Annotated in this window: 19 protein-coding genes and 1 pseudogene; 10 read left to right on the top strand and 10 right to left on the bottom strand. The window is 59.7% G+C overall.

Annotation, left to right across the window (positions count from 1 at the left end; genetic code table 11):
* Positions 1-49: 49 nt before the first annotated feature.
* Positions 50-856, bottom strand: coding sequence for a DUF1045 domain-containing protein (locus tag ASD36_RS18930; protein ID WP_060505822.1), 807 nt, complete (start codon positions 854-856; stop codon positions 50-52).
* A 201-nt stretch (positions 857-1,057) separates the two neighbouring features.
* Here ASD36_RS18930 and ASD36_RS18925 point away from each other — a divergent pair, with 201 nt between their 5' ends.
* Positions 1,058-1,447 carry a PRC-barrel domain-containing protein gene (locus ASD36_RS18925; protein ID WP_060506066.1) on the top strand — a complete coding sequence of 130 codons (390 nt, stop codon included), beginning with the start codon at positions 1,058-1,060 and terminating at the stop codon, positions 1,445-1,447.
* An 87-nt stretch (positions 1,448-1,534) separates the two neighbouring features.
* On the opposite strand, the gene ASD36_RS18920 is transcribed toward ASD36_RS18925, so the two are convergent.
* Positions 1,535-2,677: an FAD-dependent oxidoreductase gene (locus ASD36_RS18920; protein ID WP_060505823.1), complete on the bottom strand. Its 1,143-nt coding sequence runs from the start codon at positions 2,675-2,677 to the stop codon at positions 1,535-1,537.
* A 38-nt stretch (positions 2,678-2,715) separates the two neighbouring features.
* Between ASD36_RS18920 and mnmD the strand changes: the two genes are divergently transcribed.
* From mnmD to ASD36_RS18905, 3 genes are all read left to right on the top strand, one after another.
* Positions 2,716-3,468 carry a tRNA (5-methylaminomethyl-2-thiouridine)(34)-methyltransferase MnmD gene (gene mnmD, locus ASD36_RS18915; RefSeq protein WP_060505824.1) on the top strand — a complete coding sequence of 251 codons (753 nt, stop codon included), beginning with the start codon at positions 2,716-2,718 and terminating at the stop codon, positions 3,466-3,468.
* A 112-nt stretch (positions 3,469-3,580) separates the two neighbouring features.
* Positions 3,581-5,167: a trimethylamine methyltransferase family protein gene (locus ASD36_RS18910; RefSeq protein ID WP_060505825.1), complete on the top strand. Its 1,587-nt coding sequence runs from the start codon at positions 3,581-3,583 to the stop codon at positions 5,165-5,167.
* Positions 5,168-5,281: 114 nt separating this feature from the next.
* Positions 5,282-5,584, top strand: coding sequence for a hypothetical protein (locus tag ASD36_RS18905; RefSeq protein WP_060505826.1), 303 nt, complete (start codon positions 5,282-5,284; stop codon positions 5,582-5,584).
* 44 nt (positions 5,585-5,628) lie between these two features.
* Here the strand turns inward: ASD36_RS18905 and ASD36_RS18900 are convergent, their stop codons facing one another.
* The gene (locus ASD36_RS18900) at positions 5,629-6,075 is read right to left on the bottom strand and encodes a host attachment protein (RefSeq protein ID WP_060505827.1); all 447 of its coding nucleotides are present in this window, start codon (positions 6,073-6,075) and stop codon (positions 5,629-5,631) included.
* 231 nt (positions 6,076-6,306) lie between these two features.
* Here ASD36_RS18900 and ASD36_RS18895 point away from each other — a divergent pair, with 231 nt between their 5' ends.
* Together ASD36_RS18895 and ASD36_RS18890 are read left to right on the top strand one after the other, a co-directional pair.
* Positions 6,307-7,407 (top strand): DNA alkylation repair protein, encoded by a 1,101-nt coding sequence (locus ASD36_RS18895; protein ID WP_060505828.1) that lies wholly within the window; start codon positions 6,307-6,309, stop codon positions 7,405-7,407.
* A gap of 299 nt (positions 7,408-7,706) precedes the next feature.
* Positions 7,707-9,263, top strand: a complete 1,557-nt coding sequence (locus ASD36_RS18890; protein WP_060505829.1) for a DEAD/DEAH box helicase — start codon at positions 7,707-7,709, stop codon at positions 9,261-9,263.
* A 56-nt stretch (positions 9,264-9,319) separates the two neighbouring features.
* Here ASD36_RS18890 and ASD36_RS18885 read toward each other — a convergent pair whose 3' ends face one another.
* Positions 9,320-10,210, bottom strand: a complete 891-nt coding sequence (locus ASD36_RS18885; protein ID WP_060506067.1) for a DMT family transporter — start codon at positions 10,208-10,210, stop codon at positions 9,320-9,322.
* A gap of 357 nt (positions 10,211-10,567) precedes the next feature.
* Here ASD36_RS18885 and ASD36_RS18880 point away from each other — a divergent pair, with 357 nt between their 5' ends.
* From ASD36_RS18880 to ASD36_RS18870, 3 genes are read left to right on the top strand one after another with little or no spacing between them, the layout of a single operon-like run.
* Positions 10,568-11,962, top strand: coding sequence for a circularly permuted type 2 ATP-grasp protein (locus tag ASD36_RS18880; RefSeq protein WP_037099483.1), 1,395 nt, complete (start codon positions 10,568-10,570; stop codon positions 11,960-11,962).
* A 6-nt stretch (positions 11,963-11,968) separates the two neighbouring features.
* A complete protein-coding gene (locus tag ASD36_RS18875) occupies positions 11,969-12,907 on the top strand; it encodes an alpha-E domain-containing protein (RefSeq protein WP_060505830.1) in 939 nt (312 codons plus the stop codon).
* Between the two features lie 21 nt (positions 12,908-12,928).
* Positions 12,929-13,750 (top strand): transglutaminase family protein, encoded by an 822-nt coding sequence (locus ASD36_RS18870; protein WP_060505831.1) that lies wholly within the window; start codon positions 12,929-12,931, stop codon positions 13,748-13,750.
* Between the two features lie 67 nt (positions 13,751-13,817).
* On the opposite strand, the gene ASD36_RS18865 is transcribed toward ASD36_RS18870, so the two are convergent.
* The gene (locus ASD36_RS18865) at positions 13,818-14,510 is read right to left on the bottom strand and encodes a hypothetical protein (RefSeq protein ID WP_060505832.1); all 693 of its coding nucleotides are present in this window, start codon (positions 14,508-14,510) and stop codon (positions 13,818-13,820) included.
* 263 nt (positions 14,511-14,773) lie between these two features.
* Here ASD36_RS18865 and ASD36_RS18860 point away from each other — a divergent pair, with 263 nt between their 5' ends.
* Positions 14,774-15,652: a DMT family transporter gene (locus ASD36_RS18860; protein ID WP_060505833.1), complete on the top strand. Its 879-nt coding sequence runs from the start codon at positions 14,774-14,776 to the stop codon at positions 15,650-15,652.
* A gap of 67 nt (positions 15,653-15,719) precedes the next feature.
* Here ASD36_RS18860 and araD read toward each other — a convergent pair whose 3' ends face one another.
* From araD to mmsA, 5 genes and pseudogenes are all read right to left on the bottom strand, one after another.
* A complete protein-coding gene (araD, locus tag ASD36_RS18855; RefSeq protein ID WP_060505834.1) occupies positions 15,720-17,459 on the bottom strand; it encodes an L-arabinonate dehydratase in 1,740 nt (579 codons plus the stop codon).
* A 53-nt stretch (positions 17,460-17,512) separates the two neighbouring features.
* A pseudogene (locus tag ASD36_RS30305) lies at positions 17,513-18,920 on the bottom strand (aldehyde dehydrogenase family protein).
* Between the two features lie 67 nt (positions 18,921-18,987).
* Positions 18,988-19,980 carry an AraD1 family protein gene (araD1, locus tag ASD36_RS18850; protein ID WP_060505835.1) on the bottom strand — a complete coding sequence of 331 codons (993 nt, stop codon included), beginning with the start codon at positions 19,978-19,980 and terminating at the stop codon, positions 18,988-18,990.
* A gap of 228 nt (positions 19,981-20,208) precedes the next feature.
* A complete protein-coding gene (gene mmsB, locus ASD36_RS18845; RefSeq protein WP_060505836.1) occupies positions 20,209-21,417 on the bottom strand; it encodes a multiple monosaccharide ABC transporter permease in 1,209 nt (402 codons plus the stop codon).
* A complete protein-coding gene (gene mmsA / locus ASD36_RS18840; protein ID WP_060505837.1) occupies positions 21,417-22,952 on the bottom strand; it encodes a multiple monosaccharide ABC transporter ATP-binding protein in 1,536 nt (511 codons plus the stop codon). Before mmsA ends, mmsB begins: the two co-directional genes overlap by 1 nt.
* Between the last annotated feature and the right edge of the window lie 78 nt (positions 22,953-23,030).

Here is a 23,030-nt window from a genome sequence, read left to right as displayed (position 1 = left end):
CAAAGCTTGCAGAGGCTGGAGCTTTAACAGTCAGAACGGCATCTGCGGCTCAGCAGCTCGCCTGCAGCAAGCGGGCAGCCACAGCCGCCCTTGATTCGGAAATGCGCGGCACAGTGATCAATGCCGAGGCACTGGCTTTTGCGCAAGCAGCAGCGGGCCGGTGCGCCGAAAGCTTGCCGAGCGGATGCTGCGAATGGACCCGCAACGGCGCGCCGGGTTCCTGCTCGACGAACAGGGCAAGGCTGGAAATTTTCAACGGATCAGCGATCACCGGCTCGAAGAAATCGCGCAAGGCGGTTTCGAAGCGGGCGTTGAGTTTGGAATTTACCGGCCCCGTCAACATCATATGAAAACGGAATTCATCCATCACATAGGGATAGCCCCAGCGGTGGAGATTGGAGAACTGCGGGGCCGTCAACCGGTCCGGATCCCGCCGCTCGATCTCGATATCGCTCAAGGGTGCGCGAAATTCATCGAAGACCTGAACCACGGAAGCTGCGAGATGGTTCATCTGCTCGCAGGGGACCGAGGGTGCGAGCCCGAAAAACTCGCCGAGCCGTGCGATTTCCATTCGCGGAATCTCAAACGGCGTCATGGTGCTGGCAAAATGCATCAGCGCCTTCAAGAGTGCCGATTCGCTGGTATCGTCATGCAGGCGGAAGGGGGCCTTGATCGTCCCGTGAAATCCGTAGCGGCGCGGCACGGCGGTGTGAAACGCCAGCTCCTGCCGGCTGAAACCGGCGATAGAGGGCGCCTCGGGCGCTTCGCCGGAATAGACGTTGCGGCCAAGCCAGCTTGCCGCGGCGACCGACAGGGGATCGTACATCGACGGCGTAAAATAGATGGCGTACCGCATCGGCCCCGCTCCGTTGAAACTTGTTCTGGAGCCGGGGTTAAGTGATTTGCATGACACAATGACGAATGGCGGCGGCCAATACAAACTTACGATCTATCCCTGCAAAAATGAATGGCTGCCCGGAAATACCGGTTTCTGAACGGAACCAACTGGCATTTGCTTCGTTTTCCAAGCGATACCATTCAAAAACGGAGACTGATCATGACTTACCAGGAAAGCATGAACCGGGATGCCAGCATCAAGGAAACGCACGACCTGATCGCCAGCGACAAGGTCGAAGGTACCCGCGTGTATGGCCAGGACGGAAAGCACATCGGCTCGATCGAGCGGGTCATCCTGGAAAAGCGCAGTGGCCGTGTCTCCTATGCCGTGCTCGGTTTCGGTGGCTTCCTCGGTATCGGTGAAGACCACTATCCGCTTCCGTGGCAGAAGCTTAGCTACGACGAGAGCCTTGGTGGCTATCGTACTGATATCACCCGCGAACAGGTGGAAAGTGCGCCGAAATATCACGGGAATGACGAGTACGACTGGAACAAGGAAAACGGCCGCCGCGTCTACGATTATTACGGCGTGCCGCCATATTGGATGTAATTCAGCCTGAACCGCCAGCGAAAAGCCTTGCTCACCCGAGCAGGGCTTTTTTGCATGAACGGCACGCCACTTATGACGACGTCAGCTTTATGAGCCGCGGAGCAGCGAAAAATGGCTGGCACAGCGGAACGTCTCCGGCAACGCTCCATCCGCCCGCCCGGTGATTTCGCCGATAACACTGGCCGCAAGACGATGCGCCAGTCCGAAGCTGATCTTGAAGCCGCCGGTCAGGGTATAAAGGCGGGAATGATCCGGATGGCGGCCGACCATCGGATCGCGGCCGATGGCCTTTGGCCGCAAGCCCGCCCAGCGCTCGACCACAGGCGCATCGGCAAGCGACGGAACAACCGCCCGAGCCCGGGAAAGGAGATCGTCCAGCAGATGGTCGTTTGACAACGGATCGGCAAATTTGTCTTCGCTGGTGCTGCCAATGGCAACAAGGCCGTTGTCATGCGGCACGATGTAGAGACCATCCATAAAAATGACAGGTAAGGCGGGATCGATATCGGCTTTCAACACCGCCGCCTGCCCCTTGACGGCCGCGCCGCTGGATGCCGCCATCGGGGTTTCTTCCAGGGCATCCAGCTGCCGGAAGGCGTCGACTCCGCTGGCAAGAATGCACGCACCGAAAGAAATGGAGTGTCCGTCCGAAAACGTCGCCTTGCCGACAGCCGGGTCAAGACCGGCAAGCGCCCGCCCCTCCTCAATCTGCACGTGGCGAGACTGCAGAAGCGCCGCGCTCAAAACCCTCAGAAGCAAGCGCGGATCGATACGTGCGGCCAGCGTATCGAACACGACACCGCTAGCCATGGCTTCGGTTTCTGGCCAGCCAGCCGCCGCCGGGTTGTCTCGAACATGCCAAAAGAACTGCCGGTCCTTCTGCTTCCAATTCACGAGCGCGTCTTGCTCATGGCGAAGAGCGATGGTGCGCAAATGTGGTTTTGGCAGCGGGATCAGCCGGCCCGAGCGGCGATAACCGGCCGATAGCCCAGTTTGCGCCTCAAGGTCGACAACTTCTTCTTCAAGCGAGAGCAGTGCATCAAACTGGAACTGCTTCTTGGCATTCCAGCGATCCGGCATATGCGGCATCAGCGCGCCGAGCACGCCGCCGCTGGCACCGGCGCCGATCCTGTCACGCTCGACGAGAACCGTTTTCAACCCAGCCTGATCGGCCATGACGGCAGCCCAGAGCCCCATGATGCCGCCGCCGACGATCAACAGATCCGTCATCGATTGACCTTCCTGCATGCGGAGATTATCGGTTCGGCATGTCCACCAAGAACCCTGAAATTGCAATCGTGCCAGAGGCCGATATTCCCGACCGGCAAACGCTTGAATGGCACGCGGGCGATATGCCCTATTCGCAGGAATTTGGCGATCACTTTTATTGCCGCGAAGACGGGCGGCTGGAATGCGGCCATGTCTTTCTTGCGGGCAACGGCCTGCCCGGACGCTGGCGCGGCCCCGGCACATTCCGGATCGGCGAACTCGGCTTCGGCACCGGGCTCAATTGTTGCGAGACATGGCGGCAGTGGAAAACGGCCGCTGCCGAAGGGACAAATCTGCATTTCGTCTCGTTCGAGCGGTTTCCGATGCAGGCGGGCGACATCGGCCGGGCGCTGTCACATTGGCCTGAGATCGATGCGGAGCGGCAAGCGCTCTGTGCCGCATGGCCGGACGCACCAAACGGCCGTATCGATCTCGATCTTGCCACCGATGTGCGGCTGACCGTCGTCTGCGGCCCGGCGTTCGACACGATCCCTGGGTTCCCTGCCCCATTCGACGCCTGGTATCTCGACGGTTTCGCGCCCCGGCGCAATCCGGATATGTGGTCGCAAGAGCTGATGCGCGTTGTCCAGGAAAAGACTGTCGAGGAAGGCACGTTCGCGACCTATGCCGCCGCCGGTTTTGTCCGCCGTAATCTGCAAGCGGCCGGTTTTATCGTCGAGCGCAGGCCGGGCTTTGGCAGCAAACGGGAAATGCTTTGCGGCGTGAAATCGACATCCGGCGTCGCGGAATAGCCAACCCTCCAAAACCGCCTACTCTTTCCAGGAAGTTTGCTGTCGCAAATGGTAGCGCCTTTCGAGCACCGGATATGCAACATGACGCTCGGTCCAATCCGATGGAAGAATCATGAGCGAGAACCTATTTCCGCAGACCACCCCGAGCGACCCAGAAGCTCCGGTGGAACGCCGGCGCCGAACCGGCGGCCGCGGCGCGGATCGCTCGCGCAGGGGCGGCGGCAGCTCGAAATATCTCAACCTCGTCAACACGATGGCAAAATCCGTCGTGCTGTCGGAAGACGCGCTTGAGGCCATTCACGACGCTTCGCTGACAATCCTTGAAGAAATCGGCATGGATGTGATCCTGCCGGAAGCCCGCGACCGGATGAAGGCGGCAGGTGCAGATGTCACACCCGGCACTGATCGAGTACGTTTCGATCGCGGCCTGATCATGGACATGATGGCGTCGGTACCATCAGGCTTCACCATGCACGCCCGGAACCCGGCGCGAAACGTCCAGATTGGCGGCAACAATCTTGTCTTTGCTCAGATCGCCTCGGCCCCCTTCGTCGCCGACCGCGAAGGCGGACGGCGCGCCGGCAACCAGGAAGACTTCCGCAAGCTCGTCAAGCTCGCTCAGTCCTACGATATTATCCACACAACCGGTGGCTATCCGGTCGAGCCGATCGATATCCACGCCTCTGTGCGCCATCTCGATTGCCTCTCCGACATGGTGAAGCTGACCGACAAGGTGTTTCACTGCTATTCGCTTGGCCAGCAGCGCAATATCGATGCGCTTGAGATAGCCCGGATCGGGCGTGGCATTTCCGCCGAGCAGATGGAAAGCGAACCATCGCTGTTCACCATCATCAACACCTCCTCGCCGCTGCGGCTCGACGGGCCGATGCTGCAAGGCATCATCGAAATGTCGTCTCGCAATCAGGTCGTCGTCGTCACACCGTTCACGCTCGCCGGTGCCATGGCGCCAGTGACGATCGCAGGCGCCATGGTCCAGCAAAATGCCGAGGCGCTGGCGGGTATCGCGTTTACCCAGATGGTCCGGCGCGGCGCTCCGGTGATGTATGGCGGCTTCACCTCGAATGTGGACATGAAAACCGGAGCACCCGCTTTTGGCACGCCGGAATACATGAAGGCCGTGATTGCCGGCGGACAGCTCGCCCGCCGCTACAAGGTGCCCTACCGCACCTCCAATACCAATGCCTCCAATACACTGGATGCGCAGGCCGCCTATGAATCGGTGCTGTCATTGTGGGCGCTGACGCAAGGCGGTGGCAATTTCATCATGCATTCGGCCGGCTGGAGCGAGGGCGGCCTGACCGCATCCTTCGAAAAATTCATTCTCGATGTCGACATGCTGCAGATGGTGGCAGAGTTTCTCACCCCCCTTGATGTCAGCGAGGATGCGCTCGGTCTCGATGCCGTGCGCGACGTCGGCCCCGGCGGTCACTATTTCGGCACCGCCCATACACTTGCCCGCTATGAGACGGCGTTCTATTCGCCGATCCTGTCGGACTGGCGCAATTTCGAGACCTGGACCGAGGCCGGACGGCCGACGACCTATGATCACGCCAACCGCGTCTTCAAGGAAAAACTCAACGAATACGAGAAGCCGCCACTCGATCCGGCCATCGAGGAAGAGCTTGACGCGTTTGTTGCCCGCCGCAAGGCAGAGGGCGGCGTTGCGACTGATTTCTAACGGAAATTTAATGAAAATCTAAGGCAACAAAGCCACATTCCGGCGCATTAATATCCTTGTTCGAGCAAGACATGACCGGTCGGCGGCCATCGCCCGGACATAGGGAACAAGACCATGCTTTCGTTGAGAACAGCAATTTCCACCGGTCTGATTGCCTTGACAATTGCGGGCGCCACAATTGCCACCGCCTCTGAGGCCACTGCGCATGATCGCTTCTGGCCGGGACTGGCCACCGGCATTGTCGGGGGTGCCATCATCGGCGGAGCGCTCAGCCAACCCCGCTATTATGCGCCTCCGGCCTATTATGCCCCTGCCTATCGCCCATATTATGTGTACGGCGGCTATTACCCTCGTTGCCACATTGTCTGGCATCAGGATCGTTGGGGTGATCAGTACAGAACCCGTGTGTGCTACTAAAAAGCCGAAGGGGCAGGCATCGCTGCCTGCCCTTGTCGTTGCGATCAGTTTGACATTGCAGCGCGCACCGACGAGATCAGCTTTTTCGTTGGTAGATTGCTGTAGTCCTTGCTGATCTCCGCCGTGGTCTTTGCCCGTGTCGCGGTGGAAAGCATGCCCCGCAGGTCCCCCAGCGTCTGTGGCGCTGCACAGACGACCAGACGATCGAATGCACCTTCCTGTTCGTAGCTGTCGATCCTGCTGGCAACGTCGGCGGTGAATTTCTGCTGTTCCTCGCGGACCGGATCGCTGGAGTACTCCATCGCCGAACGGCCATGTCCGACCGACGAATGACTACGTCCAGGCTTGTCCGCCATGATGTCCTGGACACGCTTGGTGTCCATCTGAAAAATCTCCTGCTCGGGGTTCTGGGGTTCGTCTTTGAGGAAATTCACGCCCTTCAAAAGACGGGCCTGATTTCCATCGGCAGCAAGAATCCAAGTGGTGGTCATTGTTCACTCCTCGAGCGTGGTATCCCGGCATTCACATGGCACAGCACCGGCGGCACCGCGACTGAAGACCGGCCGCGCCTCCCGGATGGCGAGGCGCGCAATGGAATCAACGCATTGGAAAAAAGGATAGTTCCGCAGAAAATCCGATGATCGATCCTACTGCCAAAAACCGTCCTACGCTCCCGGCAGAACAGCCATTATGGTTGATAGGAATCACAGGACGGACACGGCATGGCTGAACCACTGAAAAACCTTCTGCATCCGGCGCTCGTCGAAACGATGGCCACGCACATTGCCGCGAACGCCACTGGTTTCGACAGGGTACGCTTTGTCGATATCGCCTGCCGGAATATGGAGCAGCTGGAATTGATGCAGCGCGCCCTGCAGATACGTGACGCGCTTGAGGAAACCCTGCCCGATGATTTCGAAACAGCCGCTGCAATCCTGTCGGCGAGCCTGCCGCAATCGGGCCGCTCAGGTATCACAGGCTGGGCGCTGCTGCCCGTCAGCCAGTTCGTAGCGCAAAACGGCCTTGGCCATTTCGATCTGTCCCTGGCGTTGCTGAAACAGCTGACCCCGCATTTTACCGCCGAGTTCGGCATCCGGCCGTTTATTCTCGCGGAGCAGGAACGCGCCCTGGCAACAATCAGCACATGGACCACCGACAGCAACTATCATGTTCGGCGGCTGGCAAGCGAGGGTACCCGGCCCCGCCTGCCCTGGGCGATTCGTCTACCGGCGCTGATGCGTGATCCGCAACCGATCCTGCCAATCCTCTCCACGCTGCTGGATGATCCCGAGGATTACGTGCGCCGCTCCGTTGCCAACAGCCTGAACGACATCGCCAAGGATCATCCTGATTTGGTCGCATCCTTCGTCGGTGAGCATATCGAAACGGCCTCCCCCGAGCGGCGGCAGCTTTTGCGGCATGCCTCGCGCACGCTCTTGAAGAAGGGACATGCGGCCGCATTGTCGAATTTCGGCTTTGCGCCGCTTTCCGGCATCGGCGCGGCCATGGAGATAGAGACCCCGCAGGTGGTCTTCGGCAATGCCCTCGCCTTCAAGCTCGCCATCGCCAATGAGGGGCCGGCACCGCAACAGGTGATGATCGACTATGCCGTCCATCATCGCAAAGCCAATGGCAGCCTTGCCCCAAAAGTCTTCAAGTGGAAAAGCCTCGTGCTCGCTCCCGGCGAAACTGTCATCATGACACGCCAGCATGCGATTCGCGCCATCACCACGCGGCAATATTATCCCGGTAGCCACCGCGTGGAAATTCTCGTCAACGGCACGGTGCTCGCTGGCGGGGATTTCCAGCTGGCCATGCCGTGATCCGCCGGTCTCTTCGCAGCTGCAAAAACTATCCCTTGACTTTTCGCGGCAAAACAACGACATGAGGCCCAGCGTCACCTTCCGGCCGCCGCGTGAGCGAGCCCTGCGGGATCTCAACGATCCGTAACGAAGGATAAGCGCAACACAGAATGTCCTGCCAAACGCGGCAGGATGCAGCGCAGACAGCAGAATCAACCCACAAGTTCCCAAATCACGCGGGGTTCTTGACGCGAAGCGAAACCGGAACCGCATGGTGCAGTTCCGGCAAATCTCGTTTTGCGCCCCGAAAAGGTACTACATTGACCACTTTCAAAGACCTTGGCCTCTCCGAGCACGTGCTTTCGACCCTCGCCTCCCTCGGGTTCGAAACGCCGACACCGATTCAGGCCGAATCCATTCCGCTTGTCATGGAAGGCCATGACCTGATCGGTCTTGCCCAGACCGGCACCGGCAAGACGGCCGCATTCGGCCTGCCGATGATCGAAAAGATGATGGCCGACGGCAAGCGTCCCGATCCGCGCAACATCCGCGCGCTCGTGCTCGCCCCGACCCGCGAACTGGTGAACCAGATCGCCGCCAACCTGAAGGACTTCGTCAAGAAGACCCCGATCAAGATCGGTCTGGTCGTTGGCGGCGCCTCGATCAACAAGCAGTCCGAACAGCTCGCCCGCGGCGTCGACATCCTTGTCGCGACCCCTGGCCGCCTTCTCGATCTGGTTGCCCGCAAGGCCGTGACGCTGACACAGGCACGCTACCTCGTGCTTGACGAAGCCGACCAGATGCTCGACCTCGGCTTCATCCACGACCTGCGCAAGATTTCCAAGCTGGTGCCGAAGAACCGCCAGACGCTCTTGTTTTCGGCCACCATGCCGAAGGCCATTGCCGATCTCGCGGCCGAATATCTGAGCACGCCGAAGCGCGTCGAAGTTTCGCCTCCGGGCAAGGCTGCCGACAAGGTCGAGCAGTATGTGCACTTCGTTCAGGGCGCCAGCCAGAAGACCGAAATCCTCAAGAAGACCCTGACCGAAAATCCCGATGGCCGCGCCATGGTCTTTTCGCGCACCAAACATGGCGCCGAAAAGCTGATGAAGCATCTGGAACATGTCGGCTTCTCCGTTGCCTCCATTCACGGCAACAAGAGCCAGGGCCAGCGCGAGCGCGCCTTGAAGGCCTTCCGTGATGGCGACACCCGCGTTCTCGTTGCAACCGACGTTGCGGCCCGCGGCATCGACATTCCGGGCGTCACCCACGTCTACAACTATGACCTGCCGGAAGTGCCGGATGCCTACGTTCACCGGATCGGCCGTACGGCCCGCGCCGGCCGCGACGGTATCGCCATCGCCTTCTGCTCGCCGGATGAAATCCGCCTGCTGCGCGATATCGAACGCCTGATGAAGATCGATATTGCTGTCGCCAGCGGTGAAGTTCCGGCCGACCGCGCCCGCCCGAAGGGTGCCCGCGGTGGCAACGGTGCCCGCAACGCCGCACGTCCGGCCGGCAACGGCCACAACGAACGCCGTCCGCGCCCGCAGGGTGGCAGCGACAACGTTCATCGCGCTGAGCGCACGGCTCCAAGCCCGTTTGCCGGTGACGATCTCTTGGCTGGCGACAACGCCTCGCCGAAAAAGCCGCACCGCAAGGGCCAGGGTCCGGCCGCACAGGCAGCCCATGAAAATGCTCTTGCCAAGCGTCCGGGCGGCAACCGCAATGGACGCCCCGGCCACAAGCAGGGCGAATGGCGCAACCGCAACCATGGCGGCGGCAATGCCGCCGGTGGCCAGAGCCGCGAAGGCGGCGCCGGCTCCCAGGGACAGCGCAAGCGTACCAACGCTGCCCCGCGCCGCGACGAGGCATAAGCTTTTCGCGATAGTGAATTGAAATGAAGAACGGCGGGCTGGACCCGCCGTTTTTTTTATGCCGGAACCGCTGCCGGCTTGCGGTTGGTGAGATAAACACCGGCCACCGCAATGACCGTCCCGATGATCATCGGCAATGTCAGCGCTTCATCAAACAGCAACCAGGCTTGTAACGCTGCGAGCGGTGGGACCAGATAGATCAGCGAAGCGGCTTTCGAGACCTGACCACGCCGGATAAGATAGAGCAGCAAGGCGATTGCCCCCATCGACAGGCCAAGCACCGCCCAGGCAAGAGCGGCAAACAGCTGCACGCTCCAGATGACCCGCATGTCCTCCAACAGAAACGCGGCAGGCACCGTGACGATCAGCGCCCCGACATATTGCAGCGCCGCGGTCGAGCGGATGTCTCCCGACTGAAGATGGCGTTTCTGGTAGATCGTGCCGTAGGTCACAGCCGCCATGCCGATGACATTGACGATGACAGGGAACAGATGGATCGGTGTCATGCCGGTATCGATCGCCAGAACCTTGGGAATGACGGCCAGCGCAATCCCGAGGAAGCCGAGTGTCAAACCGAGCCTCTGCTGACCAGACAGATTTTCGCCAATCAGGACCGGCGCCACCGCCGCCGTCATCAACGGCTGCAGGCCGGCAATGATGCCGGAAATCGCGGCCGGCACGCCCTGCCCGATCGCCCACCAGACAGCCCCCAGGTAAAGCCCGTGCAGGAAGATGCCGGAGACGACTGCGTGTCCGGCTGCCGCCCATGTCTTCGGCCACTTGGCTCCGGTGACTAGACAGAAGCCGACGAACAGCAGCGTGGCGAGGATGTAACGCATCACCAAGAATGTCAGCGGATCGGCATAGATGTCGGCATATTTCGCCATCACCCATCCCGTCGACCAGAGCAGTACGAATATGGCGGGTGCCAAGCGGTCGAGGGTCATGCGAACTCCAGAGGCAATCTTTGCGTCGCCGACTGCGATAGGGCCGCTTCCTGTGATGGTCAAAGCAATATTCCTGATGTTTATCTTCAGCAGCGGCAGGATCGCGATCTTTTGGCCGCACAAAAATCAGGCACTCGACAAGCATCCGGCTTCCATCTCGAGACCAGAATGGAATGGCTTGGCAACGTTTATGCAAAAACATGATGAAACTGGTGGCAGGCCGATGCAGGCGCCCCGTCATTAGCCTAAAAAAGCAGCGATCCCCCGCCTGAATTTCTTTTGAGCATGCTTCTTGCATTGCCCCTGTTGTTGGTCTCAAATGACAAAAAAGGGGACACACCGTTGGCATTTGACGAAATGATGAATGCGGACAACAGCCCGCGCCAGCCTTACTCGACTTACAATGATTGGTACGCCGCCCAGGACAAGGCCCGCCTGATCGCCAAATCGCGGGAGGCGGAAAACATATTCCGCAAGACGGGCATCACCTTCGCGGTCTACGGGCACGCAGACAGTTCCGAAAAGCTCATCCCCTTCGATCTGATCCCGCGTATCATTTCCGGCCGTGAATGGCGAAAGCTCGCTCAGGGCATCGAGCAGCGGGTCATCGCCCTCAACGCCTTTCTCGATGACATCTACCACAAGCAGGAAATCATCAAGGCGGGCCGCGTACCGCGCGAACTGATCGAGCGCAACGTCGCCTTCCTGCCGCAGATGATCGGCTTCCGCCCGCCGGGCGGCGTTTATACCCATATCGTCGGCACGGATATCGTTCGCACCGGCGAAGACCAGTTCTATGTGCTGGAAGACAATGCCCGCACCCCCTCCGGTGTCAGCTACATGCTGGAAAACCGCGAGACGATGATGCAGATGTTCCCGGAACTCTTCCATCAGAACCGCGTCCGCCCCGTCGAGAACTATCCTTATCTGCTGCGCCACTCGCTGGCGTCGCTTGCCCCTCCCGGCTGCGAGGGCAAGCCGCGTGTCGCCGTCCTCACCCCCGGCATCTACAACTCGGCCTATTATGAACATGCCTTCCTTGCCGACATGATGGGTGTCGAACTGGTCGAGGGCTCGGACCTGCGTGTCATCGACGGCAAGGTGAAGATGCGCACCACACGCGGCTACGAGGCGATCGACGTGCTCTACCGCCGCGTCGACGACGACTATCTCGATCCGCTAACCTTCAAGCCAGAATCGGCGCTCGGCATCCCCGGCATCATGGATGTCTACCGCGCCGGCAATATCACCATCGCCAATGCGCCGGGCACCGGCATCTGCGACGACAAGGCGATCTATTCCTACATGCCCGAGATCGTCGAGTTCTATACCGGCCGCAAGGCGCTGCTCGAGAACGTTCCGACCTGGCGCTGCTCGGAGGCCGACAGCCTGAAATACGTGCTGGAAAACCTCGCCGATCTTGTCGTCAAGGAGGTCCACGGCTCCGGCGGTTATGGGATGCTGGTCGGGCCAACCGCATCGAAGAAGGAGCGCACGCTGTTTGCCGAAAAGCTCAAGGCGCGGCCAGCCAACTACATCGCCCAGCCGACACTTTCACTTTCGACAGTGCCGATCCTCGTCAATAAGGGCATCGCTCCACGCCATGTGGATCTCCGCCCTTACGTCCTCGTTTCCGACAAGGTGCAGATCATTCCGGGCGGGCTCACCCGCGTGGCTTTGAAGGCCGGATCGCTGGTGGTGAATTCCAGCCAGGGCGGCGGCACCAAGGATACCTGGGTTCTGGAGGACTGACACCACATGCTTGGAAGAACCGCAAACGGCCTCTACTGGATGTTCCGCTATATCGAACGGGCCGAAAACAGCGCCCGGCTGATCGACGCCGGCCTGCGCATGTCGCTGACCCGCTCGGAGGCGACCGAAGACGATTGGGACGGCGTGCTGCAAAGCTCCGGTGTCCGCGACATCTACGACGAACTCTATCCAAACCTGACCAGCGCCGACGCCATCGATTTCCTGCTGCGCGACAAGGCCAATCCGTCGAGCGTCATGTCTTGTATCGACACCGGCCGCAACAATGCCCGTATGGTGCGCACCGCGCTGACGCGGGAGACCTGGGAAGCCACCAACGAATGCTGGCTCAACCTCAAATCCACCCTCGCCCGGCGTATCAAGCCGGCCGACCTTCCCGAAGTCATCGACGGCATCAAGCGCATGACCGGCCTCATTCGCGGCGCGTTCCACGGAACGATGCTGCGCAACGAGATTTTCAACTTCTCCCGCATCGGTACCTTCATCGAACGGGCCGACAACACAGCCCGCATTCTCGATGTGAAATACTACGTCCTGCTTCCGGCGGTGTCGCAGGTCGGCTCGTCGATCGATAACGTGCAATGGGAATCGATCCTGCGCTCGGTTTCGGCGCACCGCTCCTATGGCTGGGTCTATGAGGCGGAATACAAGCCATCCAACATCGCCGACTTCCTCATCCTCAATGGCCGCATGCCCCGTTCGCTTGCCTATTGTTATGACAAGATCGTCAGCAATCTCGGCTATCTGGCACGTGAATATGGGGAAGCCCACGCGGCCCATGCGACAGCGGAGGAAACGCTGTCGTCGCTGCGCAACCATTCGATCAAGGACGTGATGGATCAAGGCCTGCACGAGTATATCGAGAATTTCATCAGCCATAACAACCGCCTCGGAGAGGAAATCTCCAACGGCTACCGGTTCAACTGAGATTCGGATGGGGAGCAATCAATGCGTCTGAAAATCAGTCACACCACCGAATATACCTATGCCGAGCCCGTACAGTATTCCCTGCAACGCTTGCGCCTGACACCGTTGTCGCAGCCCGGCCAGAGCGTGATCAGCTGGGAAACATCCGTCGAGGGCGCCAAGATGGAGGTCGGCTATGACGACCATTTCGGCAACCGCGTCAATCTCGTCAGTGTCAACGGCGACCAGACCTTCATCCGCGTTGTCGCTTCCGGCGAAGTGGAGACCGAGGACAAGGCCGGCGTCTACGGCGCGCATCAGGCCTATGCCCCACTCTGGCTCTATCTGCGCGAAACGCCATTGACGAAGATGGCAAAACCGATCCGCAACCTTGCCAAGGCCATGGATGGCGATACCGATCTTGCCAGAATGCACGCCCTGATGGGAAAGATCCACGAGCTTGTCGAATACCGGCAGGGCGAAACCGGAACGGAGACCACAGCGGAACAGGCTCTGTTGCAAAAGAGCGGCGTCTGTCAGGATCACGCCCATATCATGATCGCCGCTGCCCGCACGCTGGGTCTGCCGGCCCGCTATGTGTCGGGGTATCTGATGATGCAAGACCAGCCTGAACAGACGGCAAGCCATGCCTGGGCCGAAGTGCACCTCAACGGCCTCGGCTGGGTCGGCTTCGACGCCGCCAACAAGATGTGCCCCGACGACCGCTACGTTCGCATCGCTTGCGGCCTGGATTATCGCGACGCAGCACCGATTTCCGGCCTGGTGCATGGTTCGTCGAGCGAAGCGTTGAAGGTTTCCGTGACGGTGGAGCAGCAGGGCCAGAGCCAGACGCAAAGCCAGTAAAGGGTGATATCGATCGCCGCGGAAAATCCCGCCATTCCAGCTGGCGGGATTTTGCTTTTTGCTATTGTCAGCGCGAAGCGCTTGCCTGCAGCAGTCGGCAGAGACTGACTAGACTGGCATCATAATCTGACGAGCCGGCAATATCCCGGCAGCGGCGGATGAGACGATGCTGTTCGCCTGCCGGCAAACTGTTGAACGCCGTCATAGGTGGCGTTGCAGGCTTAACGTCCGGATTGCTGCTGCCATCGCCACCACCGGGATTGGGCTTCACCGGCGTCTTGCCACCGCCATCGCCGCCGTTGTTGCCAACACCAATACCGACATCGATACCCCGCCCGCCGCCTATTCCTACATCGACATCTGCATTGAGGCCGCGCGATCCGCCAAGCCCGACGCCAGCATTGGCATTGACACCCTTGCTTCCGCCTGCGCTTGCACTGATATCCGCTGTCAGACCTCGGCTGCCACCGACGCTGGCATCGACGTCGGCGTTGATCCCTGACCGTCCTCCGACAGAGGCATTGGCATCGGCGTTCACACCCTTGGCACCTCCCACTGAAGCATTGACGTCGGCATTGACGCCATTACGCCCGCCCAGTGATGCTCCAACGTCAGCGTTGATGCCATTTTCACCGCCGATCGATACACTCACACCGAGACCGCGACCGTTGCCGTGACTGTCCTCAGCCTCAACAGGCGGCACAAATACAACCGTTGCAGCGAGAAAGCCGAGAGACAGGCTTATGATAGCAATTTTCATAACGTTCTCCTTCCCGAATACCGGATCAGCCCGGCGATGGAGAAGCAACCAGCTCAGGCACGCCTTCGTTCCGACCGCATTCCGGCTTCTGAAAAGCCGCGTGAATGGAAAGTAATCACAGGCGATAATACCTTAGAGAAGTGCATTGAAATGATGCATTTGCAGCCGGACGGGAAATTTTACTGGCAAGAGACCACGATTTATCTGGGGATTTATACGGCTCTGTGGCATGCCCCGCAAACATTCATAGCCAGGCAACATTCATGTATGTCTCCGAAATCCTCGCACTCGCCGCAGCAACCTGCATTGCCATGAGCGGCATGCTCATTGGTGAGCTGAAAGGGCGCGTAAATGTCTTCCGGCTGGCCCGGTGGCAGATGGTTGCGTCATTCCTGATGACAGGTACGGCGTCGCTTGCCGTTGGCGGCTGGCACTCGCTGGAGCCATGGCAGATCGGATACCTCGCACTATCCAGCGGCTTTGGCATTGTCATTGCGACCACGACCTATTTCGCAGCGATCTACATTGCCGGCGCGCGAACAACCGCCCTGTTGTTTTCGCTTGCGTCTCCTTTCGCACTTCTGCTCGGCTATGCCGTGCTTGGCGAAACGGTCAGCCTGCAGCAGAGCGCCGGCGTTCTTCTCGTGCTTTTGGGCATCACACTGGCGATCGGCCTACCGTTAGGATCGAAGGCGGCATTATCGGCTGGAACGCCATGGCTAGGCATCGGCCTCGGGGTCATTACGGCGATAGGTCAGGCTCTCGGAAGCCTATGCGCCCGTCCTGCGATGGCAGCAGGTGTCGAACCGTTTACCGCCATGATGGTCCGCGCCGGCTTTGCGGCACTGGTCTTTCTCCTCGCCAGCCTGCTGCCGATCGCACAGCTGAGAGACCGTTCGCCGATGACAGCCAAAACACAAGTCACGGCTCTTGGATCTGCCTTCTTCGGCACGGGTCTCGGCATGTCATTGCTGATGGCGGCGCTTGCAAATGGCAATGTCGGTATTGTCTCGACGCTGTCCTCGATGACACCCGTCGTGATCCTGCCTATGGTATGGGCCAGAACCGGGGTCGCACCACCGAAAGCTGCGTGGGTCGGCGCTGTCATCGCAGTATGCGGTACTGCTTTGATCAGCCTGTAATCTGGCGCGGGCAAACAAAAAAGGCGAGGTTTGCACCCCGCCTTTTTTATTGATTGCTGCCCAGCGGTTAGTGGCTGTCCTTGCCAACAGCACTACCACGACATCCCTTGAGGAAGTCGAGGTCGGCGCCGGTATCGGCCCCTTCGACATGCTGCTGATGCAGGAAAGCATAGCCCGATGTCGGTAGCTCGTGCTGCGGTTTCCATGCAGAAAGACGCTGGGCCAGTTCCGCATCGGAAATGTCGAGATGCAGGCGGCGGTTGGGAACGTCGAGCTCGATCATGTCGCCATTCTTGACCACGGCGAGCGGCCCGCCAACAGCGGCTTCCGGCGACGTGTGCAGCACGACCGTGCCATAGGCGGTGCCGGACATGCGGGCATCGGAGATGCGCACCATGTCGGTGATGCCCTTCTTCAGCACCTTTGGCGGAAGACCCATGTTGCCGACTTCGGCCATGCCGGGATAGCCCTTCGGTCCACAGTTCTTCATGACCATGATGCAGGTCTCGTCGATGTCGAGATTGTCATCGTTGATCTTGGCCTTGTAGTCGTCGATGTCCTCGAACACGACAGCGCGGCCACGGTGCGTCAACAGATGCGGCGAAGCGGCGGACGGCTTCAACACCGCGCCCTTTGGAGCGAGATTGCCACGCACCACGACGATACCGCCGGATTGCGTCAGCGCCTTCTCGGCCGGCAGGATGACGTCTTCGTTCCAGTTGACGACATCCTTGACTTCGTCCCACATGGTTTCGCCCGAAACGGTCAGCGCATCCTTGTGCAGCAGGCCCGCCTCACCGAGGCGCTTGATGACGACAGGCAGACCACCGGCATAGAAGAATTCTTCCATCAGGTATTTGCCCGATGGCATCAGGTTGACGATGGTCGGCACGTCGCGGCCGCAACGGTCCCAGTCGTCCAGCGTCAGGTCGATGCCGACGCGGCCAGCCATGGCAAGCAGATGAATGACGGCATTGGTCGAGCCGCCGATCGCCGCATTGGTGCGGATGGCGTTTTCAAAAGCCTGCTTGGTCATGATATCTGATGGTTTCAGGTCGTCCTTGACCATCTGCACGATGCGCCGGCCGGTGAGTTGCGCCATCACCTTGCGGCGGCTGTCGACGCCCGGGATCGCGGCGTTGCCGGACAGCGCCATGCCGAGTGCTTCGGCCATGGAGGCCATCGTGGACGCGGTGCCCATGGTGTTGCAGGTGCCTGACGAGCGGCTCATCGAGGCTTCCGCCTCAAGGAATTCGTCCTGCGTCATCTCGCCGGCCTTGACCATTTCGGAGAACTTCCACAGATGCGTGCCGGAACCGACACGCTCACCGCGGAAATAGCCGTTCAGCATCGGGCCGCCTGTGACGACGATCGAAGGCAAATCGACGGAGGCAGCTGCCATGATCAGCGACGGGGTGGTCTTGTCGCAACCGACCAGAAGCACGCAACCATCCATCGGTTGGCCGCGGATCGTCTCTTCGATCGCCAGAGCCGCAAGGTTCCGGTACATCATCGCGGTTGGTCGGAAGGTGTTTTCCGAAGCCGAGAATACCGGTACTTCCATCGGGAAGCCACCCGCCTCCCAGATACCGGCCTTCACCTTTTCGGCCAGCTCACGCAGATGGCCGTTGCACGGCGTCATGTCCGACCAGGTATTGAGGATGCCGATCACCGGGCGTCCGTCGAACAGGTCGTGCGGATATCCCTGGTTCTTCATCCAGCCGCGATGGTAGATGACGTCGCGGCTCGTGCCGCCATACCAATGCTGCGAACGCAGCTGCCGCGGCCATTGTGCTTTCTTGAACATTACCCTTGTCCTTTGACATGCCGGATCGACACAGCCGATCCGGCGAAAATGCGTTATGCCAGCGTGTAGGCCGTCTTCACCACAGTGAAGAACTCGGCTGCATACTTGCCCTGCTCGCGTGAGCCGAAGGAGGAGGCCTTGCGGCCGCCGAACGGCACGTGGAAATCGAACCATGCCGGCTTCCGAATTGCGCTTGAAATGGGTGGCATGCTTGAGGCTCGTCGTGGCGATACCCGCCGACAGGCCAAACGGCGTGTCGTTGGCGACCGACAAGGCTTCCTCGTAATCCTTGACACGGATGACCGAGGCGACAGGGCCGAAGATTTCCTCGCGGCTGATGCGCATCTGGTTGGTGGCTTCGGTAAACAGCGTCGGCTGCAGATAGAAGCCCGGATTTTCCCGTTCGATCGTCTCGCCGCCGAAGGCGAGCTTGGCGCCTTCCTTTTTGCCGATGGCGATATAGTCGGTATCGGTGGCAAGCTGGCGCTCATCGACCACCGGTCCGATATGGGTGCCAGCCTTCAGCGCATCATCGACCACCAGCGTCTTCAGCTTTTCGGTAAGCGCCGCAACGAACCTGTCATGAATGCCTTCAGTGACGATCAGGCGTGAGGAGGCGGTGCAACGCTGGCCGGTCGAGAAGAAGCCGGAATTGGCAGCAGCCTCGACGGCGACCGTCAGGTCGGCATCGTCAAGCACGACCATCGGGTTCTTGCCGCCCATTTCCAGCTGGAACTTGCGGTTATGCTCGATCGAGGCGGCAGCCACCCGCTTGCCGGTTCCGGTCGAACCGGTAAAGGTGATGCCGGCAAGATCCGGGCTGTCGAGCATCGCCTGACCAACGACAGAACCCTTGCCCATCACCAGGTTGAGCACGCCCTTCGGCAGACCGGCGCGATGAAGAATATCGACAATCGCCCAGGAGCAGCCCGGCACCAGTTCGGCCGGCTTGAAGACGATGGTGTTGCCGTGGCAGAGCGCCGGGGCGATCTTCCAGGCCGGAATAGCGATCGGGAAATTCCACGGCGTGATGATGCCGATGACGCCGATCGGCTCGCGGGTGATCTCGACGCCGATGTTCGGACGAACCGATGGCAGAACCTCACCGGCCAGGCGCAGCGCCTCACCAGCAAAGAAATCGAAGATCTGTGCCGAACGGATGGTTTCGCCGATCGCTTCGGGAAGCGTCTTGCCCTCTTCGCGAGCGAGCAGGTTGCCAAGCTCTTCCTTGCGGGCGAGGATTTCGTCGGCCGTCTTCTTCAGGATCGCGTGACGTTCAAGGATGCCCGAGCGCGACCAGGCCGGAAATGCGGCCTTGGCAGCGGCGATCGCGGTCTTGGCATCGTCGGCGCTGGCGGTGGCATAGAGGCCGACAATCTCGTTGGTGTTCGACGGGTTGATGTTCTCGACGCCATTGCTGCCGACCCATTCGCCAGCGATCAGGTTGTGATGAAGTGTCATGGGCTCGAAGCCTCCTTTGGTTCAGCGAGCGCCCTGGGATAGACGCCCGCAGTCAAATGCACGGAAATCAGAGCTGGCCGATCGTGACCTCGTCTTCGCCAGCAATCGCCAGCGTGTTGCGCAGCGGCAGGCCGAACTCGGACGCCTCGATTTCGAAGATATCGCCTGCCTCGGTCTTGATGCCATCACCGAAGGATAGCGTCGCAGTCCCGAACATATGGACATGCACATCGCCCGGCGCACGGAAGATACCGTACTTGAAGTGGTGATATTCGAGGTTGGCAAACGTATGGGACATGTTGGCTTCGCCGGACAGGAACGGCTTTTCCCAGAACACGGCGCCATCGCGGATGATGCGCGAGGTCCCACGGATATCGCTCGGCGCTTCGCCCACCCGGATTTCCGGACCGAAGCTTGCAGGCCGCAACTTCGAATGAGCAAGATAGAGATAGTTGACGCGCTCGGTCACGTGATCGGAGAATTCGTTGGCGACCGCAAAACCGATGCGGAATGGCGCGCCCTTGTCGGAGATCACATAGATGCCTGCCATTTCCGGCTCTTCGCCGCCATCCTGCGCAAACGATGGCGAAACGAGGTCGCCGCCAGGGGCCACGGTCTGCGAGCCATTGCCCTTGTAGAACCATTCGGGCTGAACGCCCTTTTCGCCCGGCTTCGGCTTGCCGCCTTCCAGGCCCATCTTGAACATTCTCATCGTGTCGGTGGCGCCCTCTTCCACCTTGGACACAGCCGCGTGCATCGCATCGCGCGTCGAGGCAGAGCCAAGATGGGTAAGGCCCGTGCCGGTCAGGTGCAGGTGGGCATCGTCCGGATGCGTGATCGGCGGCAGGAAATTGCCCTTGGCATAAGCGTCCTGAAGATCGACTTCGTCGCCAAGTCCATGTGCCTCGACGACAGCCTTCAGGCTCTTGCCGGAATTGGCCGCTTCCATCGCCAGTCCGTAGACACTGGATGCGTTCTTGACCGCACGCGCGGCCTGCCCCGCGTCGCGAACGGCGACCGTGATCGAGCCATCATTGTTCTTCACCTGGGAAATCAGCACAGCACTATCCTTTTCTCGATCCGGGCTGTCTTTTCAGCGTCAAGCCGCGAGCTTTCGGCAACAACAACCCATTGGGAGACATGGCATATGCTCCCGTTGGTGGCGGCAACGCCGCCGTTCTCGTTATGATGCGTGGGCCGGAGCATCTCGCCAAATGTCAGCACGAAACGCGCCCCGGCACCAGTTTGCGCCGGACAAGGCCCGGCGCGCAGGACAGACCGGACCCGGTCAGCCCTTGTTCTTGTTGTAGACGTCGAAGAACACGGCAGCGAGAAGCACAAGGCCCTTGACCAGTTGCTGGTAATCGATGCCGAGGCCCATGATCGACATGCCGTTGTTCATGACGCCCATGATCAGAGCACCAATGACAGCGCCGGTGATCTTGCCAACGCCGCCCGAAGCGGACGCACCACCGATGAAGCAGGCCGCGATGACGTCGAGTTCGAAGCCGACACCGGCCTTCGGCGTTGCCGAATTCAGGCGGGCCGCGATGATCATGCCGGCAAGAGCGGCAAGCACGCCCATATTGACGAAGGTGTAGAAGGTCAGGCGCTCGGTATTGATACCGGAGAGCTTTGCGGCCTTCTCATTACCGCCCATCGCATAAATGCGGCGGCCGATCGTCGAACGTGTGGTGACGAACGTGTAGAGCGCGATCAGCAGAGCCATGACGACCAGAACGTTTGGGAAACCCTTGTAGGTCGAGAGCTGGTAGCCAAGGAAAATTGCGACAGCAGCAATGATGAACATCTGGCCGGCAAAGAACGCGAAAGGCTCGTTTTCCGTGCCGTGTTTCTCATTGGTGCGGCGGTCGCGAAGACCGTAGTAGATGGCCAGGGCTACCAGGGCAACGACGACGACAAGCGAGAAGAAATTGACGATCGTGTCCGGCGCCGGATTGAGGAAATACAGGAAATCAGGAACGAAGCCGGTCGACAGCGACTGGAAGTCCTTCGGGAACGGACCAATCGGGCGGTTCTGGAGAATGAGATAGGTCAGGCCGCGGAACACGAGCATACCGGCCAGCGTCACGATGAAGGCCGGAATTTTCTGGTAGGCGACCCAATACCCTTGAGCGGCACCGACGAGACCACCCAAGATCAGGCAGAGCGGCACCACGATCGAGTAATGGATTCCCCATTTCACCAGCATAATTGCCGACAGGCCGCCGGTGAACGCCACGATCGATCCGACGGACAGATCGATATGTCCGGCAACGATAATCAGAAGCATGCCCAGCGCCATGATGACGATGAAGGAGTTCTGCAGGATCAGGTTGGTCAGGTTGACCGGACGGAAGAGGACGCCATCCGTCAGATACTGGAAGAACAGCATGATAACCACGAGCGCGACGAGCAGGCCGTATTCGCGGATATTGTTCTTGAGATATTCCCCGATGGAGGGTGTGGTTTTCGGAGCGCTGGTTTCGGCGACCATTAGTGTTTCTCCCCGGAGCGCATGATGGCGCGCATAATGGATTCCTGGCTTGCTTCTGCTTTCGAAAGCTCGGCGACGATGCGTCCTTCGTTCATCACGTAGATGCGGTCGCAGGTTCCGAGAAGTTCGGGCATTTCCGATGAGATCATCAGGATACCCTTCCCTTCTGCGGCAAGCTGATTGATGATGGTATAGATTTCATACTTCGCCCCGACATCGATGCCGCGTGTCGGCTCGTCGAGGATCAGCACTTCAGGCGTGGTAAACAACCACTTGGATAGAACGACCTTCTGCTGGTTGCCACCCGACAGATTGACGGTCTCCTGATAGATCGAATGGGAGCGGATGCGCAGTTTCGTCCGGTAGTCGGTCGCGACCTTGCGCTCCATGTGATCGTCGATCACGCCGCTGCTTGCGACAGCGCCCAGATTGGCGAGCGTCGTGTTGTGCATGATGTTGTTGTTGAGCACCAGGCCGAGCTGTTTGCGGTCTTCGGTAACATAGGCAAGGCCGGCTTCGATGGCACGCGGGATGGTGCTGACATCAACAAGCTTGCCATGCATATGCACTTCGCCGGTGATCTTGTGACCCCAGGACTTTCCGAAAATGCTCATCGCGGTTTCGGTACGGCCGGCTCCCATGAGGCCGGCAATGCCGACGACTTCGCCGGCGCGGACATTGAAATTGATATCATGCAGGAACTGGCGGTCGCGGTGCTGCTGATGGAAGACATTCCAGTTTTTCACTTCCATCAACGTTTCGCCGATCTTCGGCTCGCGCGGCGGGTAGCGGTCTTCCATGTCGCGGCCGACCATGCCCTTGATGATGCGGTCTTCGCTGATATCTTCGTTGTGACAGTTCAGTGTTTCCACCGTGCCGCCATCGCGCAGGATGGTGATCTTGTCGGCGACCTTCTTGATCTCGTTCAGCTTGTGCGAAATGATGATCGAGGTCATGCCCTGCTTGCGGAATTCCATCAGCAGCTTCAAGAGCGCATCGGAATCCGTTTCATTGAGCGACGCTGTTGGCTCGTCGAGGATCAGCAGCCGGACCTTCTTGGAAAGTGCCTTGGCGATTTCGACGAGCTGCTGCTTGCCGACGCCGATATCGGTGATCCGGGCCGACGGTGGCTCCTTGAGACCAACCTTTTCAAGAAGGCCTTGCGTGCGGGCAAATGTCTGCTTCCAGTCGATGACGCCGTTGGTGGCGATTTCGTTGCCAAGGAAGATGTTTTCGGCAATCGACAGAAGCGGCACAAGCGCCAGCTCCTGGTGAATGATGATGATGCCGAGATGCTCGCTGTCCGAGATGGTCGAGAAGTTGCGAACTTCGCGATCGTAGTGGATTTCGCCGTCATAGGTTCCAGCGGGATAGACACCGCTCAAAACCTTCATCAGCGTTGATTTGCCGGCTCCGTTTTCGCCGACCAGCGCGTGAATTTCACCCTCGTGAACCTTCAGATTGACATTGTCCAGGGCCTTGACGCCCGGAAACGTCTTGGTGATGCCCCGCATTTCGAGAATGATGTTGTCCATGTTCAGGTAATCCTGCGGCAGTCCGTGAATGATGAGGCCAGACGCAATGACAATACAAGTCTCTCATCAAGATAAAAG

The organism is Rhizobium sp. Root1334 (genome assembly GCF_001426665.1).
Lineage (GTDB): Bacteria > Pseudomonadota > Alphaproteobacteria > Rhizobiales > Rhizobiaceae > Pararhizobium.
The sequence above is the reverse complement of the archived record's forward strand: the minus strand, read 5'-3'. Positions and strand labels throughout refer to the sequence as shown.

Excerpts from the sequence above, each read along its gene's own strand:
- ASD36_RS18930 (WP_060505822.1), bottom strand. The coding sequence starts at position 856 with ATGCGGTACGCCATCTATTTTACGCCGTCGATGTACGATCCCCTGTCG.
- ASD36_RS18925 (WP_060506066.1), top strand. The coding sequence starts at position 1,058 with ATGACTTACCAGGAAAGCATGAACCGGGATGCCAGCATCAAGGAAACG.
- ASD36_RS18920 (WP_060505823.1), bottom strand. The coding sequence starts at position 2,677 with ATGACGGATCTGTTGATCGTCGGCGGCGGCATCATGGGGCTCTGGGCT.
- mnmD (WP_060505824.1), top strand. The coding sequence starts at position 2,716 with ATGTCCACCAAGAACCCTGAAATTGCAATCGTGCCAGAGGCCGATATT.
- ASD36_RS18910 (WP_060505825.1), top strand. The coding sequence starts at position 3,581 with ATGAGCGAGAACCTATTTCCGCAGACCACCCCGAGCGACCCAGAAGCT.
- ASD36_RS18905 (WP_060505826.1), top strand. The coding sequence starts at position 5,282 with ATGCTTTCGTTGAGAACAGCAATTTCCACCGGTCTGATTGCCTTGACA.
- ASD36_RS18900 (WP_060505827.1), bottom strand. The coding sequence starts at position 6,075 with ATGACCACCACTTGGATTCTTGCTGCCGATGGAAATCAGGCCCGTCTT.
- ASD36_RS18895 (WP_060505828.1), top strand. The coding sequence starts at position 6,307 with ATGGCTGAACCACTGAAAAACCTTCTGCATCCGGCGCTCGTCGAAACG.
- ASD36_RS18885 (WP_060506067.1), bottom strand. The coding sequence starts at position 10,210 with ATGACCCTCGACCGCTTGGCACCCGCCATATTCGTACTGCTCTGGTCG.
- ASD36_RS18880 (WP_037099483.1), top strand. The coding sequence starts at position 10,568 with ATGATGAATGCGGACAACAGCCCGCGCCAGCCTTACTCGACTTACAAT.
- ASD36_RS18875 (WP_060505830.1), top strand. The coding sequence starts at position 11,969 with ATGCTTGGAAGAACCGCAAACGGCCTCTACTGGATGTTCCGCTATATC.
- ASD36_RS18870 (WP_060505831.1), top strand. The coding sequence starts at position 12,929 with ATGCGTCTGAAAATCAGTCACACCACCGAATATACCTATGCCGAGCCC.
- ASD36_RS18865 (WP_060505832.1), bottom strand. The coding sequence starts at position 14,510 with ATGAAAATTGCTATCATAAGCCTGTCTCTCGGCTTTCTCGCTGCAACG.
- ASD36_RS18860 (WP_060505833.1), top strand. The coding sequence starts at position 14,774 with ATGTATGTCTCCGAAATCCTCGCACTCGCCGCAGCAACCTGCATTGCC.
- araD (WP_060505834.1), bottom strand. The coding sequence starts at position 17,459 with ATGTTCAAGAAAGCACAATGGCCGCGGCAGCTGCGTTCGCAGCATTGG.
- mmsB (WP_060505836.1), bottom strand. The coding sequence starts at position 21,417 with ATGGTCGCCGAAACCAGCGCTCCGAAAACCACACCCTCCATCGGGGAA.
- mmsA (WP_060505837.1), bottom strand. The coding sequence starts at position 22,952 with ATGGACAACATCATTCTCGAAATGCGGGGCATCACCAAGACGTTTCCG.